Raw genomic sequence first — 14,601 nt, 5'->3', positions numbered from 1 at the left:
CCAACTCCACCTCCTCGATCTCCTCGATACCGACATCGGACAAACCCGCTGGCCACAGACCTGAAACGGTGACCCGCGAAGTCCGGGTCTAGGCTGAGCTCATGTTCACGCCACTCGCCGCTTACACCCTGGTCGCCACGGATCTGGACGGCACACTGCTGCGTTCCGACGACACCGTGAGCCCCCGCTCCCGCGCCGCCCTCACCCGCGCGGCGTCGGCGGGGGCGCGGCATCTGATCGTCACGGGCCGTCCCGTGCCCGGCATACGCGCCCTGCTCGCCGATCTGGGCTACGACGGCCTCGTGGTGTGCGGGCAGGGTGCACAGCTGTACGACGCCGGGGCGGCCCGCATGCTGCGCTCGGTCACGCTGGACCGGGACCTGGCCGAGACCGCGCTCGGCAAGATCGAGGCCGAGGTGGGGCAGGTGTTCGCGGCGGTCGACCAGGACGGCCCCGAGGGCCGGACCCTGATCGAGCCGGGCTACCGCATGCCGCATCCCACCCTCCCCGCACAGCGGGCCGAACGGCGCGAGGAGTTGTGGGCGGCGCCGGTCATCAAGGTGCTCGTACGCCACCCGGGGCTGACGGACGACGAACTGACCGCGACCGCCCGGGCGGCGGTGGGCGATCTGGCGTCCGTCACGATGGCGGGTCCCGGCACGGTGGAGCTGGCGCCGTACGGCGTGGACAAGGGAACCGGGATCACGGAGGCGGCCGGACTGCTGGGCCGGGACCCCGCCGGCGCGGTGGCGTTCGGCGACATGCCCAACGACCTGCCGATGTTCCGCCTCGCGGGCCACCGGGTGGCGATGGCCGACGCCCACGCGGAGCTTCGGGCGGAGGCCGACGAGATCACGCTGTCGAACGAGGACGACGGAGTCGCGGTGGTCCTCGAGCGACTGTTCGCCTGAGAGCCCACCCCGCCCACCCCGCCCGGCACTCACGGCCGGAAAACACCCCCCAAAATTTCATGCACATACATATGATGCGTACGCAGGTAAAAGCCGTACGCATCTGACCGGGGGCTCACCATGACCGCGCGCACCTTCCTCTTCCTGCTCGGCAGCAGCCGCGCCGACGGCAACACCGAGACGCTCGCCCGCCTCGCGGCCGAGCAGCTTCCGCCCGGCACGGAACAGCGGTGGTTGCACCTGCGGGACCTTCCGCTGCCCGACTTCGAGGACCGCCGGCACACGGACGGCCACTCCGTCCCCACCGGGCATTCCGCGACCTTGCTGGAGGCGACACTCGCCGCCACCGACGTGGTCGTCGCCTCACCGCTGTACTGGTACTCGGTCTCCGCTTCCACCAAGCGCTACCTGGACCACTGGTCGGGCTGGCTGGAGACCCCCGACATCGACTTCCAGCGGCGGATGGCCGGGAAGACCCTCTGGGGGGTCACCGCACTCGCCGACACCGACCCGGCGACCGCCGACCCCCTCGCGGGGACTTTGCGGAACTCGGCGCGCTACCTGGGGATGCGCTGGGGCGGGGTACTGCTGGGCAACGGCAGCAAGCCCGGTGACGTGCTGTCCGACACGGGCGCGGCAGCCGGTGCGAAGACCTTCTTCAGCTGACGCGCTCCGCGGCCAGGGACCGCAGGACATGGGACACCAGCGCGGCGACCGTCGCCTCGTCCTGGGGCGGCTTCCGCAGCACATGGCGGTAGTAGACGGGGCCGTAGAGCAGCTCCACCGCGAGGGACAGGTCGGCTCCGGCCGGGACCTGCCCCTGCTCCTGCGCCCGCCGCAGGCGCCCCACGGCGGCCTCGAAGCGCGGATCGACCAGCTGTTCGCGCACGGCCCGCGCGAGGCAGTCGTCGTGGTGCATCTCCGACAGGATCCCGGCGTACGCCGGCCCGTAGGGCGGTGTGGAGACCACCTTCACCGCGCCGTTGATGTGCGTCCTCAGATCGGCAGCTATGTCACCGGTGTCGATGAACGGCGTGGCGTCGACGAACACCTCGGCGAACGCCTCCAGCATCACCGCGCCCTTCGACGGCCACCAGCGGTAGATCGTCTTCTTGCTCACGCCGGCGCGCGCCGCGATGGCCTCGACCGTGACCCGGCCGTACCCCTTCTCCGTACACAGCTCCAGGGCGGCGTCCAGCGTCGCCCGTCGTGACCTCTCGCTACGGCGCAGGGAACTCGGCGATGTGATCATTCGGTGAGCATAGGGGGATCCCCCCTACCGCTTATTGACAGGTCGTCGCCAAAAGTCGAACAATGACCAGGCTGGAAACGGAACGTACCGTGTCGTTCCGTGCAGCACACCGTTCGTGCCGTTCGTGCCGCGACGAGCCGATCGGGGGACGGCTCGACCGGCCGACGGCGCGGACGGCTCGTGCCGAGCCTCCTCAGACGCTGATGTCCCGCGTCGTGAAGCGCGCCCAGGCCGCAGAGCCGAACACCGCCGCGTAGAGCGCCTGCAGACCCAGGTTCCTGGCCATCTCGTCCCAGTAGACCGGTTCGCGCAGCAGGTCCGTGAAGGACAGCCAGTAGTGCGGGAAGAGATACGGATGGATCCCGCCCAGCTGGGGCATCGTGTCCAGGATCTGCACCGTGATCAGCACCCCGACCGTGGCCGCCATCGCCGCGATCCCGCTGTTGGTGAGGGTCGAGACGAAGAGGCCGAGCGCGGCGAAGCCGATGAGGGACACCGCCACCGCGACCGCGATCAGGCCCGCCCGCAGGAGTCCCTCGCCGAAGCCGATCCGGGTCCCCGAGATCGTCGTGACCTCCCCGACGGGGAAGAGCAGCGCCCCGGCCACGAGCCCCGATACCGCCACGACCAGGGTGGCGATCAGGCAGAACACCAGGACGGACGCGTACTTCGCGAGCAGCAGCCGGGTGCGGCCCGCCGGCGCGACCAGCAGATAGCGCAGGGTGCCACCGCTCGCCTCGCCCGCCACGGAGTCCCCCGCGATGACGCCGACGGCCATCGGGAGGAAGACGGGAAGCGTCGCGGAGAGCGCCGCGAAGACCAGGAACAGACCGTTGCCGGTGATCTGGGAGAGAAAGGCGGGGCCGCCACCGCCGGGCCCGCCCCCCGAGCCGTCACCCGTCTCGATCCGTACGACGATCCCGATGAGCACGGGCACGGCCGCCAGCACACCGAGCAGTGCCAGGGTGCGCCACCGGCGGAAGGTGGTGGTCAGTTCGGAGCGGAGGATCCCGAGGGTCCACAGCGCGCGGCGCGGCGCGCGGGCCGCCGGGGCCGTCGTGAGTTCAGCCTGCGACATCGAATCCCTCTCCGGTGAGTGCGACGAAGGCGTCCTCCAGCGAGGCCCGCTCGACGCCGAAGGCGCGCACGCGGACACCGCCGCGCACCAGGGCGGCGTTGAGGTCCGCGAGTTCCGCCTCGCCGGGCGGCGCGTCGGCGCTCACCCGGTCCCCGTCGGTCACGAGGCCCGTCACCCCCTGTTCCGCGAGGACGCGGGCCGCGTCGGCGGGGTCGGGGGTGGTCACGGCGAGCCGGCCCCGGGCGCGGGCGGCGAGTGCCGCGACCGGGCCCTGGACGAGGAGCCTGCCGCGGGCCATCACCGCGGCGTGGGTGCAGACCTGCTCGATCTCGTCGAGCAGGTGGGAGGAGAGGAAGACGGTGGTGCCCTCGGCCGCCAGTTCCCGCACCAGGGAGCGGATCTCGCGCATGCCCTGCGGGTCGAGACCGTTGGTCGGTTCGTCCAGCACGAGCAGTCGGCGCGGCTGGAGGAGAGCGGCTGCCAGCCCGAGGCGCTGCTTCATCCCGAGTGAGTACGCCTTGGCCTTCTTGCCGGCCGCCGCGGTGAGCCCGACCCGGCCCAGGGCACTGTCCACCCGGGCGCGCCGGGTGCGGGGGTCCGCCGCCGGGTCGGCGGAGTCGAAGCGTACGAGGTTGTCGCGGCCTGTCAGGAACCCGTACAGCGCGGGCCCTTCGATGAGCGCGCCGATCTGCGGGAGCACCGTGCGGGCGGCAGCCGGCATGGGGCGGCCCAGGACGTGTGCGGTGCCGGAGGTCGGGGAGATGAGTCCCAGGAGCATCCGGATCGTGGTGGTCTTGCCGGAGCCGTTGGGCCCCAGGAAGCCGAAGACGCTTCCGGCGGGGACGGCGAGGTCGAGCCCGTCCACGGCCAACTGCCCGCCGCGACAGCGCTTGGTGAGCCCACGCGTCTCGATCACGATGCCGGGCCCCGCGCCCGTGTCCGGTCCCGTCGTCGCGGCCACTGTGTCGGTCATGCGCACTCCCGGTCCTGTCGCTGCGCCGTGTACGGAACCGCCCCACCGTACGGAGCGTACGGCGGGGCGGGGACGTACGGTGCGCCCTACTCGGCGGCGCCGGCCGCCTTCACCAGGGCGTCCTCGGTGACCGCGCCGACGTAGACCTTGCCGTCGTCCGTCATCAGCGCGTTGACGAGGCGCGTCTTGAAGACCGTGCCCGAGCCGAAGTCGCCGGTGACCTTGTCGCCGAGCGCGTCCAGGAACTGCTGCGCCTGCGGGGGTGCGTCGCCGGAGCCCTGAGCGGGCAGTCCCGCCCCGCCCGGGAGCTCGATCCGGGCGACGGCGTTCCAGCCCTCACCGATGACGTCGAGGCCCTTGAAGCCCTCCAGGGCGGACAGGTCCTCCTGAGCCTTCTCCGCCGTGCCCTTCTTCTCCGCGTCGGACTTCAGCTCGTCGGCCTCGGTCACCTTCGCGCCCTTGGGCGGGGTGAAGGAGAAGGAGGAGGCCGCGGGCTTCGCGAAGTCGACCTGGGTGAAGCCGGCGTCGACCGCGGCCTTGCCGCCGTCGCTCGGGGCCAGGGTGAACTTCAGCGGCACACCGGTCGCGGCGTCGACCGCGACCGTGACGGAGCCGATCGTCGAACCGGACTGCTTGGGCTTGATCACGAGCTGGTAGGCGTCGCGCCCCGCCACCTGTGCCGTGCCGTCGACGGTGACGGACGTGGTGTCGCCGGCAGCGGCGAGCGCCTCCTCGGCGAACTCCTTCGGAGTGGCCGGAACTCCCTCGGGAGCCTTGTGTTCCTTGGCCTTCCCGCCCGCGCGCTCGTTCCCGTCGGACTGCGCGTGGTAGACCTCGTTGCTCTCGCTGTCGTAGCCCCAGACCTCGCCCGCGTTGTGGACGAGGCTGTATTCGGAGCCCTCGCCGAGGATCGAGAGCCGCTGCTTGTCGAGGCCGTCGACCGCGACGCGGAGCGTGTGCGTCCCGGAGGTGAGCTCCATCAGCTTGGTGTCGGGGGAGGCGCTCGACTCACCCGAGTCCGAGCCCGAGCCGGCGCCCGGCGCGAAGGAGTCCGTCAGCCCGCCGAGCGACGGGATGCCGAGGTCCGTGCTGACCTTCAGCGTGCCCGAGAGCTGTTCCTCGTCCGATGCGGCGATCTTCTCGATGAGTTCCTGCGCGGTGATGCCGGGCAGTTCCGGGTCGCCCGAGTCCGCGAGCGCGGGGACGAGTCCGATCGTCGCCGCCGCCACTCCCGCGACCGCGAACGGGACGATGTAGCGCGCCGCCTTCCGACGGCCCACGACAGTGCCCGTGGCCTCGCCGTTGGTCTGTGCGCTGTCGTTCGGTGCCATGTGTGCTCTACCTCCGTGGTCGGCGGCTGCCATCCCTGTGCACGATTCCACTCCCCGCCGCCATTCTCACCCGATGTGGTCAGGAGTGGTTGTTCTCCATCTGACCAAATCGGGCGGCCACAAGCGTCAGCCCCCGGGAGCAACTGTGCGTACCTCTCCGGGATGACCCACCCTGACGGGAGACCCTAAGGGTCAGCCCGCGCGGTGCACCACGGCGTCGCACAGTTCCTCGAGCGCGGCCTTCGCGTAGCACTCGGGCAGCGGTGCCAGCGTGGCCCGTGCCTCCTGGGCGTAGCGGACGGTGTCGCGCCGCGCCTGTTCGAGTGCCGGGTGGGCCCGCAGCCGGCGCAGGGCCTCGGCGAGCCTGGCGTCGTCGCCGAGGTCGCCGTCCAGCAGCTCCACGAGTTCCTTGTCCTCCGGACGGCCCTCGGCCGCCGCCCGCGCGCGCAGGTGGAGGACCGGCAGGGTGGGGATGCCCTCGCGCAGGTCGGTGCCGGGCGTCTTGCCCGACTCGTGGGAGTCGGAGGCGATGTCCAGGACGTCGTCGGCGAGCTGGAAAGCGATGCCGAGGCGTTCGCCGTACTGGGTGAGGATGTCGACGACCGACTCGTCGGCCCCCGCCATCAGGGCGCCGAACCGGCCGGACACGGCGACCAGCGAGCCGGTCTTGCCGCTCAGCACGTCCATGTAGTGGTCCACCGGGTCGCGTCCGTCGCGCGGGCCCGCGGTCTCCAGGATCTGACCGGTGACCAGGCGTTCGAACGCCTCCGCCTGGATACGCACGGCCTCCGGCCCGAGGTCGGCCAGTATGTGCGAGGCGCGGGCGAAGAGGAAGTCACCCGTCAGGACGGCGACGGAGTTGCCCCAGCGGGTGTTGGCGCTCTCCACCCCGCGGCGTACGTCCGCCTCGTCCATCACGTCGTCGTGGTACAGCGTCGCCAGGTGGGTCAGTTCGACGACCACGGCCGCGGGGACGACACCAGGAGCGTCGGGGTCACCGAACTGGGACGCGAGCGTCGCCAGCAACGGCCGGAAACGCTTGCCCCCCGCGCTCACGAGGTGCTGTGCGGCCTCGGTGATGAACGGGACCTCGCTCTTGGTGGCAGCCAGCAGCCCCGCCTCCACAGCGGCCAAACCTGCCTGGACATCGGCCTCAAGAGCCTGGTCCCGCACGCTCAGTCCGAACGGCCCGACGACGGTCACGAGGGGATCTCCTGTCTGCTGACGATCACACGGAATGTCGATGTGTCGCTGTCCTCACTCAAGTCAGCGTATCCGGTCCCCTTTGGATCACCGTGGGCGCCTTCCCGCCGCCGCCGGTATGTTCGACATCAGCTCATACGATCAGGAGTTGTCGTTTTGTCCCACACCGCGACCGGTACCGAACCGGTCCAGCCACCGCCCGGAGACGACCAGGCCTTCTTCGGCCAGCCACGGGGTCTGATGACCCTGTCCGGACTGGAGGTCTGGGAGCGTTTCTCGTTCCTCGGGATGCAGGCCATCCTGGTCCTCTTCTTCGCCGACACGGTGTCCGACGAGGGCATGGGCATGGACCCGGGCACCGCCGCGTCCGTGTCCGCCGCCTACGGCACCCTCGTCTATCTCGTGTCCGTCGCGGGCGGCTGGCTGGCCGACCGCATCCTCGGCTCGTACCGCGCCGTCCTCTACGGCGGCATCCTCATCGCCTGCGGCCACTACGCCATGGCGGTGCCCACCGCCACGATGACCTGGGTGGGCCTCGGCCTGATCAGCGCAGGAACCGGCCTGCTCAAGCCCAATGTCGCCTCCATGGTCGGCAAGCTCTACAGCACGCAGGACCAGCGACGCGACGCCGGCTTCGCGCTCTACTACATGGGCATCAACATCGGCGCCTTCGCCGGCCCCCTGGTCACGGGATGGCTCGGAGACCACGCGGGCTGGCACTGGGGTTTCTCGGCCGCGGCGATCGGCATGACGCTCGGCCTGATCCAGTACGTCGCCGGCCGGCGTCACCTGGCCGGGCGAAAGCACGCGGCGGAGTACGCCCTGGCGCCCGGCCCGATGCGCCGGGCCGTGCTGACGATCGTGGCCGGCATCGTGGCGGCCGCCGTGGTCGCGACCGCCCTGGCGCTGGCCGGCTGGCTCACCATGGACCGTTTCGTCGACGTGCTCACCCTCGTCTCGGTGATCGCACCCGTCGTGTACTTCGTCGTGATGTTCCGGAGCCCCCGGGTCACCCCGGAGGAGCGCGGCAGGCTCCGGCCGTACGTCGTGCTGTTCCTGGCCTCCGTCGTGTTCAACTTCATCCTCTTCCAGGCGTACTCGACGATGATGCTGCTCGCCTCGACGAACGCCCGTACGGAGATCTTCGGCTTCCACTTCCCGGCGAGCTGGTACGCCTCCGCGCTGGGCGCCTTCGAGGTCGCGCTGGCGCCCGTCGTGGCTGCGGCCTGGGCCCGGATGGGGCCGCGCCAGCCGCACGCGTCGAACAAGATTGCCATCGGGGTGATCCTCGGCGGCCTGTCCTTCCTCCTGATGGTCATTCCGACCTCCGGCCACGCCGACGACACGTACAAGATGGCCGCCTGGTGGATCGTCGGCTCCTATCTGCTGCTCGGTCTCGGCGACATCCTGCTGGAGACCTCCGGCATGTCCGCCACCACGAAGCTCGCCCCCAAGGCCTTCGCCAGTCAGACGATGGCGCTGTGGTTCCTGTCCCTGGCCCTCGCCAACGGCATCCAGGCACAGATCGTGAAGCTCTACGGCGAGGTCTCCATCCCCGCCTACTTCGGTGTCAATGGCGCTATCGCGGTGGTGGCCGGTGTGGCCGTCATCGCCGCCGCTCCGTGGCTCAAGCGCACCATGCACCCCGTCCACTGAGGTACCACCATGCACATCCGCACCGACTTCCCGTACGAGACCACCCACGAGGACCTCTACATCCCCTTGGCTGACGGCACCCAGCTGTACGCCAGGATCTGGCGGCCGGTCACCGACGAACCGGTGCCCGCCCTGCTGGAGTACCTGCCCTACCGGCTCAGCGACTGGACGGCGCCGCGCGACTGGCAGCGCCACCCCTGGTACGCGGGCCACGGCTACGCCTCCGTACGCGTCGATGTGCGCGGGCACGGCAACAGCGAGGGCATGCCGGGTGACGAGTACGACGCGACGGAGCTCGCCGACGGGGTCGCGGTCGTGCACTGGCTGTCCCAGCAGGAGTGGTGCTCGGGCCGGGTCGGCATGTTCGGCATCTCCTGGGGCGGCTTCAACTCGCTCCAGATCGCCGCGCTCGCCCCGGAGCCCCTGAAAGCCGTCGTCACCGTGTGCTCGGCCGACGACCGCTACGACAACGACGTCCACTACATGGGCGGCTCCGTCCTCGGTGTGGACATGCACGCCTGGGCCTCCACCATGCTGGCCTTCGTCTCCCGGCCCCCGGATCCGGCGGACGTCGGCGACGACTGGCGCGACATGTGGCTGCGACGACTCGAAGGGGTGGAGCCGTTCATCCATACGTGGCTGGCGCACCAGACCCGTGACGACTACTGGAAGCACGGCAGCGTCTGCGAGGACTACGGCGCCGTCACGGCCAAGGTCCTGGCCGTGGGCGGCTGGCACGACCCCTACCGGGACACCGTCCTTCGGCTCGTCGAGCACCTGGACCCCGGGCAGGTGCGCGGACTGATCGGCCCCTGGTCCCACCAGTACCCGGACCGTGGGCTGCCCCCGGGACCCGCCATCGGCTTCCTCCAGGAGACGCTGCGCTGGTGGGACCAGCACCTGAAGGACAAGGACACCGGGGTGATGAACGAGCCCCTGCTGCGCTCCTGGATCAGCGGCTCGCACCGCCCCGCCACGGTCTACGAGACACTGCCCGGCCGCTGGGTGGGCGACGCGAACTGGCCGTCCGAGAACGTCGCACCGGTGACGTACGCCCTGGCCGGCGGTCCGCAGACCGTCCGGTCGCCGCAGCAGACCGGGCTGGACGCGGGCCGCTTCTTCCCGTTCGGCAACGACGCCGACCTGCCTCCCGACCAGCGGGACGAGGACGCCAAGTCGGTGTGCTTCGAATTCCCCGTCGAGGACGCCCCCGTCGAGATCCTCGGCCGGCCCCGGGTGACGCTCCGGGTCCGGATGGACGTACCGCGCGGCCAGGCGATCGCACGGATCTGCGACGTGGCCCCGGACGGCGCCTCCACCCTGGTGACCCGCGGCGCTCTCAACCTGGCCACCCGGCACGGGCGCGACCGCGCCGAGGACTGGCCCGTCGGGGAGACCGAGGACGTCACCTTCGAGCTGAACGGCATCGGGCACACCTTCCCGCCCGGCCACCGGATCAGGCTCTCCGTGTCGTCCTCGTACTGGCCGTGGATCTGGCCCCAGGCGGGTTCCGCGGGTTTCACGCTCGAAGCGGACGGCAGCCTCGTCGAGCTCCCGGTGCGCCGGCACACCGAGGATCCGGGGATCACCTTCGGCGAACCGGAGCAGGCGGAGCCGCTCGGCGTCGTCTTCCCGGTCACGCTCGACGAGCAGCGCCCCGAGCGCCTGGTGGTCAGGGATGTCGCCAAGGGCGAATGGCGCCTGGAGGTCGACCCGCGCTACGGCGGTACGCGGGTCTACCCCGACGGCCTGGAGTTCACCGAGGACGCGCTGGAGACGTACACGATCCAGCAGGACGACCCGCTGTCGGCCAGAGCCCGCTCGGACTGGACGATCCGGCTGCACCGCCCCGAGATGGCCTGGGACGTGCACGTCCGGACACGTTCGGAGACGAGCGCGGACGCGGACGACTTCATCACGTCCAACGAGGTCGTGTGCAGGGACGGTGACGAGATCGTCTTCCACCGCACCTGGGAGAAGCGGATCCCGCGCACGGCGGGCTGACCAGGGTTAACGCGTAACTTTCCGGGCATTACGGCTACTTGAGGCACTGCCGCCGAACGGCCGCGCCGACGTACCGTGTTCCTCAAGCGACTGGAAAGGGGCAGCGACAGATGCCCGAGCAGAGCAGCCCGCTCGACCTGGCCGAGGGCGATCCCTTCGGTCCGCACAACCTTCCGTACGGTGTGTTCTCCACCCCCGGACACCCCGAGGACCGAAGGGTCGGAGTCCGCGTCGGCCGGCAGGTGCTGGACGCCGGAGCGGCGGCACACGCACTCGGTTCGCCGTACGCCAGACTGCTGGCACAGCCGAGCCTGACGCCGCTGCTGGCAGCGGGGCGCACCGCGTGGCGGGACGTGCGGCGGGCGCTGACGGCGTGGGTGACGGTCCCGTCCCACCGCCCGGACCTGGAGCCGCTGCTCCACCCGCTCGACTCGGTGACCCTGCACCTGCCGTACGAGGTCGCGGACTACGTCGACTTCTACGCCAGCGAGCACCACGCCACCAATGTGGGGAGGATCTTCCGCCCCGACGGGGCGGCACTCACCCCCAACTGGAAGCACCTGCCGATCGGTTACCACGGGCGGGCCGGCACGGTCGTCGTCTCCGGTACGGACGTGGTGCGCCCCGCCGGGCAGCGCAAGGCACCGGCCGACCCCGCTCCCGTCTTCGGCCCCTCGGTCAAGCTGGACATCGAGGCGGAGGTCGGCTTCGTCGTGGGCGTCCCCTCGGAGCAGGGCTCCCCCGTGGCGCTCGGCGACTTCCGCGAGCACGTCTTCGGACTCTCCCTGCTCAACGACTGGTCGGCGCGGGACATCCAGGCCTGGGAGTACGTGCCGCTGGGCCCGTTCCTCGGCAAGTCCTTCGCCACCTCCGTGTCGGCGTGGGTGACCCCGCTGGAAGCCCTGGACGCGGCCCGCACGGCGCCGCCCGCGCGGGACTTCGAGCTGCTCCCCTATCTGGAGGACGCGGACGACGAGGAGCCGGGCGGCTTCGACATCCGGATCTCGGTGGAGATCAACGGGCAGACCGTCTCCGAGCCGCCGTTCGCCTCCATGTACTGGACGGCTGCCCAGCAGCTGGCGCAGATGACGGTGAACGGCGCGTCGCTGCGCACGGGTGACCTGTACGGCTCCGGCACGGTCAGCGGCCCCGAGCCCGGCCAGCGCGGCTCCCTGCTGGAGCTCACGTGGAACGGCCGCGATCCGCTGGACCTGGCCGACGGCAAGCGGACGTTTCTGGAGGACGGCGACACGGTCACCCTGACCGCCTGGGCGCCCGGTCCACACGGCACGCGGGTGGGACTCGGCGAGGTCACCGGACGGATCACGGCCTCGCCGTGAACCCCTGCGCCCAGGGCGGTGCGCTCAGGGCGGACGGAGCCGACCGGGGCGGCGGTCAACGACGCGTAAGTCGCTCACACGTGTGGGCGGCCCTGGTCCGTTCGCGCCGGATACGCTGGAATCACCCGCGAGACTCCTTCGTATGGGAGCACTGATGAGCATCGAACCCGAGGCGCCCGAGCCGCGGTGGGCGGTCCCGCCCGTGGGCGGCTGGACCGCCGATGACCTGGACACACTCCCGAATCTGCCTCCGCACACGGAGCTGATCGACGGGAGCCTTGTTTTCGTGAGTCCGCAGACCGTTTTCCATGAGCGTGCGATCGACTACCTGAAGTGGCAGTTGCAGTCGCTGGCACCGCTCGACCTGGAAGTCTTTCGCGAGTTCACCATCGACGTCGACTTCCAGAACCGGCCGGAACCCGATGTCGTCGTCGTGCGCGCGGACGCGGTCGAGAGCCTGCGGCAGACTCGGTTCCCCGCGAACAGTGTGCTGCTGGCGATCGAGGTCGTCTCCGACGAGTCCGTCACCCGTGATCGGGAGACCAAACCCGTGAAGTACGCGCGGGCGAAGATCCCGCACTACTGGCGAGTGGAGAACCAGGACGGTCGGGCGGTCGTCTACGTCTTCGAGCTCGAGCCTGCGACCGGCGCGTACACGTCCACGGGGATCTTCCACGACCGGATGAAGGTCTCCACGCCCTTCCCCGTGGAACTCGACCTGGCCGCGATCGTCTCCCGCCGCCGCGCGGCCGACCCCCGATAACGCGCCCCGCCGCCCCGGCTCACTCGAACTCGGGCGGCTCCTCGTCCCAGCCGTACTCCGGGTCCGCGTCCTGGACGGCGGGGCGGGCCGCCGGCACCGGGGCCCGGGTCGGCTCGAGGGCCGGTTCGGGTGCCGCTGCGGGGGCCGCCTCCGGAGGTGTGGCGGCGGGGGCCGCGTCTCCCAGCCCCGCCAGCACCTCCAGCACACCCTCGCCGTACGTCGCCAGTTTCTTCTCGCCGAGTCCGCTGACACCACCCAGCTCCGCCAGGGACGCGGGGCGCAGCGCGGCGATCTCCCGCAGCGTCGCGTCGTGGAAGATCACGTACGCCGGGAGGCCCAGCTCCTTGGCCTGGGCGCCGCGCCAGGCGCGCAGCGCCTCGAAGACCGGGACGGCCTCGGCGGGGAGATCGGCCACGGCCGCCGCCGACTTGGCCTTGCGCTCCCCCGAGCCGCCGGACCGCGTCGTGGGCTTCTTCGGCTCCTTGCGGAGCTGCACCTCGCGCTCCCGGCCGAGCACGGAACCGCTCTCCTCGGTCAGCACCAGCGTGCCGTACTCGCCCTCGACCGCGAGGAGCCCCTGGGCGAGGAGCTGGCGCACCACGCCCCGCCACTCCGCCTCGGCCAGCTCCTCGCCGATACCGAAGACCGAGAGCTGGTCGTGGTCGAACTGGATGACCTTCGCGGTTTTGCGGCCCAGCAGGATGTCGATGATCTGCCCGGCCCCGAACTTCTGGTTCCGCTCCCGCTTCAGCCGGACCACGGTGGACAACAGCTTCTGGCTGACCACCGTGCCGTCCCAGGTCTCGGGCGGGGTGAGGCAGGTGTCGCAGTTGCCGCAGGTCTGCTCGCCGGGCTCCTGGCCGAAGTACGTGAGGAGCTGGGCGCGGCGGCACTGGACGGTCTCGCAGAGCGCCAGCATCGAGTCGAGGTGCGAGGCCGCCCGGCGCCGGAACGCCTCGTCGCCCTCGCCGCCCTGGATCAGCTTGCGCTGCTGGACGACGTCCTGGAGTCCGTACGCCATCCAGGCCGTGGACGGTGCCCCGTCACGCCCGGCGCGGCCGGTCTCCTGGTAGTAGCCCTCGACGGACTTCGGCAGGTCGAGGTGGGCGACGAAGCGCACGTCGGGCTTGTCGATGCCCATGCCGAAGGCGATGGTCGCGACGACGACCAGGCCCTCCTCGCGCAGGAAGCGCGACTGGTGGGTGGCGCGCGTCGCCGCGTCCAGGCCCGCGTGGTACGGCACGGCCTCGATGCCGTTACGGCAGAGGTACTCGGCGGTCTTCTCCGTCGAATTGCGCGAGAGGCAGTAGACGATGCCCGCGTCCCCCGCGTGCTCCTCCTTGAGGAAGGTGAGCAGCTGCTTCTTCGGGTCGGCCTTCCCCACGATGCGGTACTGGATGTTGGGCCGGTCGAAGCTGGCGACGAAGTGCCTGGCGTCGGGCATGCCCAGGCGCTGGGTGATCTCCCGGTGTGTGGCGTCGGTCGCCGTGGCCGTCAGCGCGATACGGGGTACGTCGGGCCAGCGCTCACCCAGCACGGACAGGGCCAGGTAGTCCGGGCGGAAGTCGTGGCCCCACTGGGCGACGCAGTGCGCCTCGTCGATGGCGAAGACGGAGATCTCGCCCCGGGCCAGCAGCGCGAGGGTGGAGTCCAGGCGCAGCCGCTCGGGGGCCAGATACAGCACGTCGAGCTCGCCGGCGACGAACTGGGCCTCCATCGAGCGGCGCTCGTCGAAGTCCTGCGTGGAGTTCATGAAGCCCGCGCGGACACCCAGCGCCCGCAGGGCGTCCACCTGGTCCTGCATGAGCGCGATCAGCGGGGAGATCACGATGCCGGTGCCGGGCCTGACCAGGGCGGGGATCTGGTAGCAGAGGGACTTGCCGCCGCCCGTGGGCATGAGCACGACCGCGTCGCCGCCCCCGACGACATGCTCGATCACCGCGCCCTGCTCGCCGCGGAACGTCTCGTACCCGAACACCCGGTGCAGCGTCTGCTGCGCGGCGCTCTCGGTCGTCACACTCATGGTCGCGCCCGTCCGTCCGTCTTCACCCGTCACCGGCAACCATAGGCGCCGTCTACGACAACGCCGG

At 70.9% G+C, this 14,601-nt stretch carries 12 protein-coding genes; 6 read left to right on the top strand and 6 right to left on the bottom strand.

All coding sequences use genetic code 11. The annotated features are described in order from the left end of the window. Window positions 1-101: 101 nt before the first annotated feature. Together ACFYQ5_RS18870 and ACFYQ5_RS18865 are read left to right on the top strand one after the other, a co-directional pair. The gene (locus tag ACFYQ5_RS18870) at window positions 102-911 is read left to right on the top strand and encodes an HAD family hydrolase (RefSeq protein ID WP_389198732.1); all 810 of its coding nucleotides are present in this window, start codon (window positions 102-104) and stop codon (window positions 909-911) included. Window positions 912-1,031: 120 nt separating this feature from the next. After that, a complete protein-coding gene (locus tag ACFYQ5_RS18865; RefSeq protein WP_389198730.1) occupies window positions 1,032-1,577 on the top strand; it encodes a flavodoxin family protein in 546 nt (181 codons plus the stop codon). On the opposite strand, the gene ACFYQ5_RS18860 is transcribed toward ACFYQ5_RS18865, so the two are convergent. The 5 genes from ACFYQ5_RS18860 to ACFYQ5_RS18840 all read right to left on the bottom strand — a co-directional run bounded on the left by ACFYQ5_RS18860 (window position 1,570) and on the right by ACFYQ5_RS18840 (window position 6,748). Continuing rightward, window positions 1,570-2,163 (bottom strand): TetR/AcrR family transcriptional regulator, encoded by a 594-nt coding sequence (locus tag ACFYQ5_RS18860; protein WP_389198728.1) that lies wholly within the window; start codon window positions 2,161-2,163, stop codon window positions 1,570-1,572. The genes ACFYQ5_RS18865 and ACFYQ5_RS18860 overlap by 8 nt on opposite strands. Before the next feature lie 193 nt (window positions 2,164-2,356). Further along, window positions 2,357-3,241, bottom strand: coding sequence for an ABC transporter permease (locus ACFYQ5_RS18855; RefSeq protein ID WP_389198726.1), 885 nt, complete (start codon window positions 3,239-3,241; stop codon window positions 2,357-2,359). Next, window positions 3,228-4,214, bottom strand: a complete 987-nt coding sequence (locus ACFYQ5_RS18850) for an ATP-binding cassette domain-containing protein (protein ID WP_389198724.1) — start codon at window positions 4,212-4,214, stop codon at window positions 3,228-3,230. Before ACFYQ5_RS18850 ends, ACFYQ5_RS18855 begins: the two co-directional genes overlap by 14 nt. Window positions 4,215-4,300: 86 nt before the next feature. Next, a complete protein-coding gene (locus ACFYQ5_RS18845; RefSeq protein ID WP_389198722.1) occupies window positions 4,301-5,545 on the bottom strand; it encodes an outer membrane lipoprotein carrier protein LolA in 1,245 nt (414 codons plus the stop codon). A 192-nt stretch (window positions 5,546-5,737) separates the two neighbouring features. Continuing rightward, window positions 5,738-6,748 (bottom strand): polyprenyl synthetase family protein, encoded by a 1,011-nt coding sequence (locus ACFYQ5_RS18840; protein ID WP_389198720.1) that lies wholly within the window; start codon window positions 6,746-6,748, stop codon window positions 5,738-5,740. A 156-nt stretch (window positions 6,749-6,904) separates the two neighbouring features. Here ACFYQ5_RS18840 and ACFYQ5_RS18835 point away from each other — a divergent pair, with 156 nt between their 5' ends. From ACFYQ5_RS18835 to ACFYQ5_RS18820, 4 genes are all read left to right on the top strand, one after another. Then, entirely contained in the window at window positions 6,905-8,404 is a 1,500-nt protein-coding gene (locus tag ACFYQ5_RS18835; protein ID WP_389198719.1) for a peptide MFS transporter, read from the top strand. A 9-nt stretch (window positions 8,405-8,413) separates the two neighbouring features. Next, on the top strand, window positions 8,414-10,408 hold the full coding sequence (locus ACFYQ5_RS18830; RefSeq protein ID WP_389198717.1) for a CocE/NonD family hydrolase: 1,995 nt from the start codon (window positions 8,414-8,416) through the stop codon (window positions 10,406-10,408). A 110-nt stretch (window positions 10,409-10,518) separates the two neighbouring features. Beyond that, entirely contained in the window at window positions 10,519-11,748 is a 1,230-nt protein-coding gene (fahA, locus tag ACFYQ5_RS18825; protein WP_389198715.1) for a fumarylacetoacetase, read from the top strand. A gap of 154 nt (window positions 11,749-11,902) precedes the next feature. Then, window positions 11,903-12,511: a Uma2 family endonuclease gene (locus ACFYQ5_RS18820; RefSeq protein WP_351284554.1), complete on the top strand. Its 609-nt coding sequence runs from the start codon at window positions 11,903-11,905 to the stop codon at window positions 12,509-12,511. 19 nt (window positions 12,512-12,530) lie between these two features. Here the strand turns inward: ACFYQ5_RS18820 and recQ are convergent, their stop codons facing one another. Next, window positions 12,531-14,534 carry a DNA helicase RecQ gene (gene recQ, locus ACFYQ5_RS18815; RefSeq protein WP_389198714.1) on the bottom strand — a complete coding sequence of 668 codons (2,004 nt, stop codon included), beginning with the start codon at window positions 14,532-14,534 and terminating at the stop codon, window positions 12,531-12,533. Window positions 14,535-14,601: the final 67 nt, after the last annotated feature.

Origin of the sequence: Streptomyces sp. NPDC005794 (assembly GCF_042871445.1) — a bacterium.
Lineage (GTDB): Bacteria > Actinomycetota > Actinomycetes > Streptomycetales > Streptomycetaceae > Streptomyces.
The sequence above is the reverse complement of the archived record's forward strand: the minus strand, read 5'-3'. Positions and strand labels throughout refer to the sequence as shown.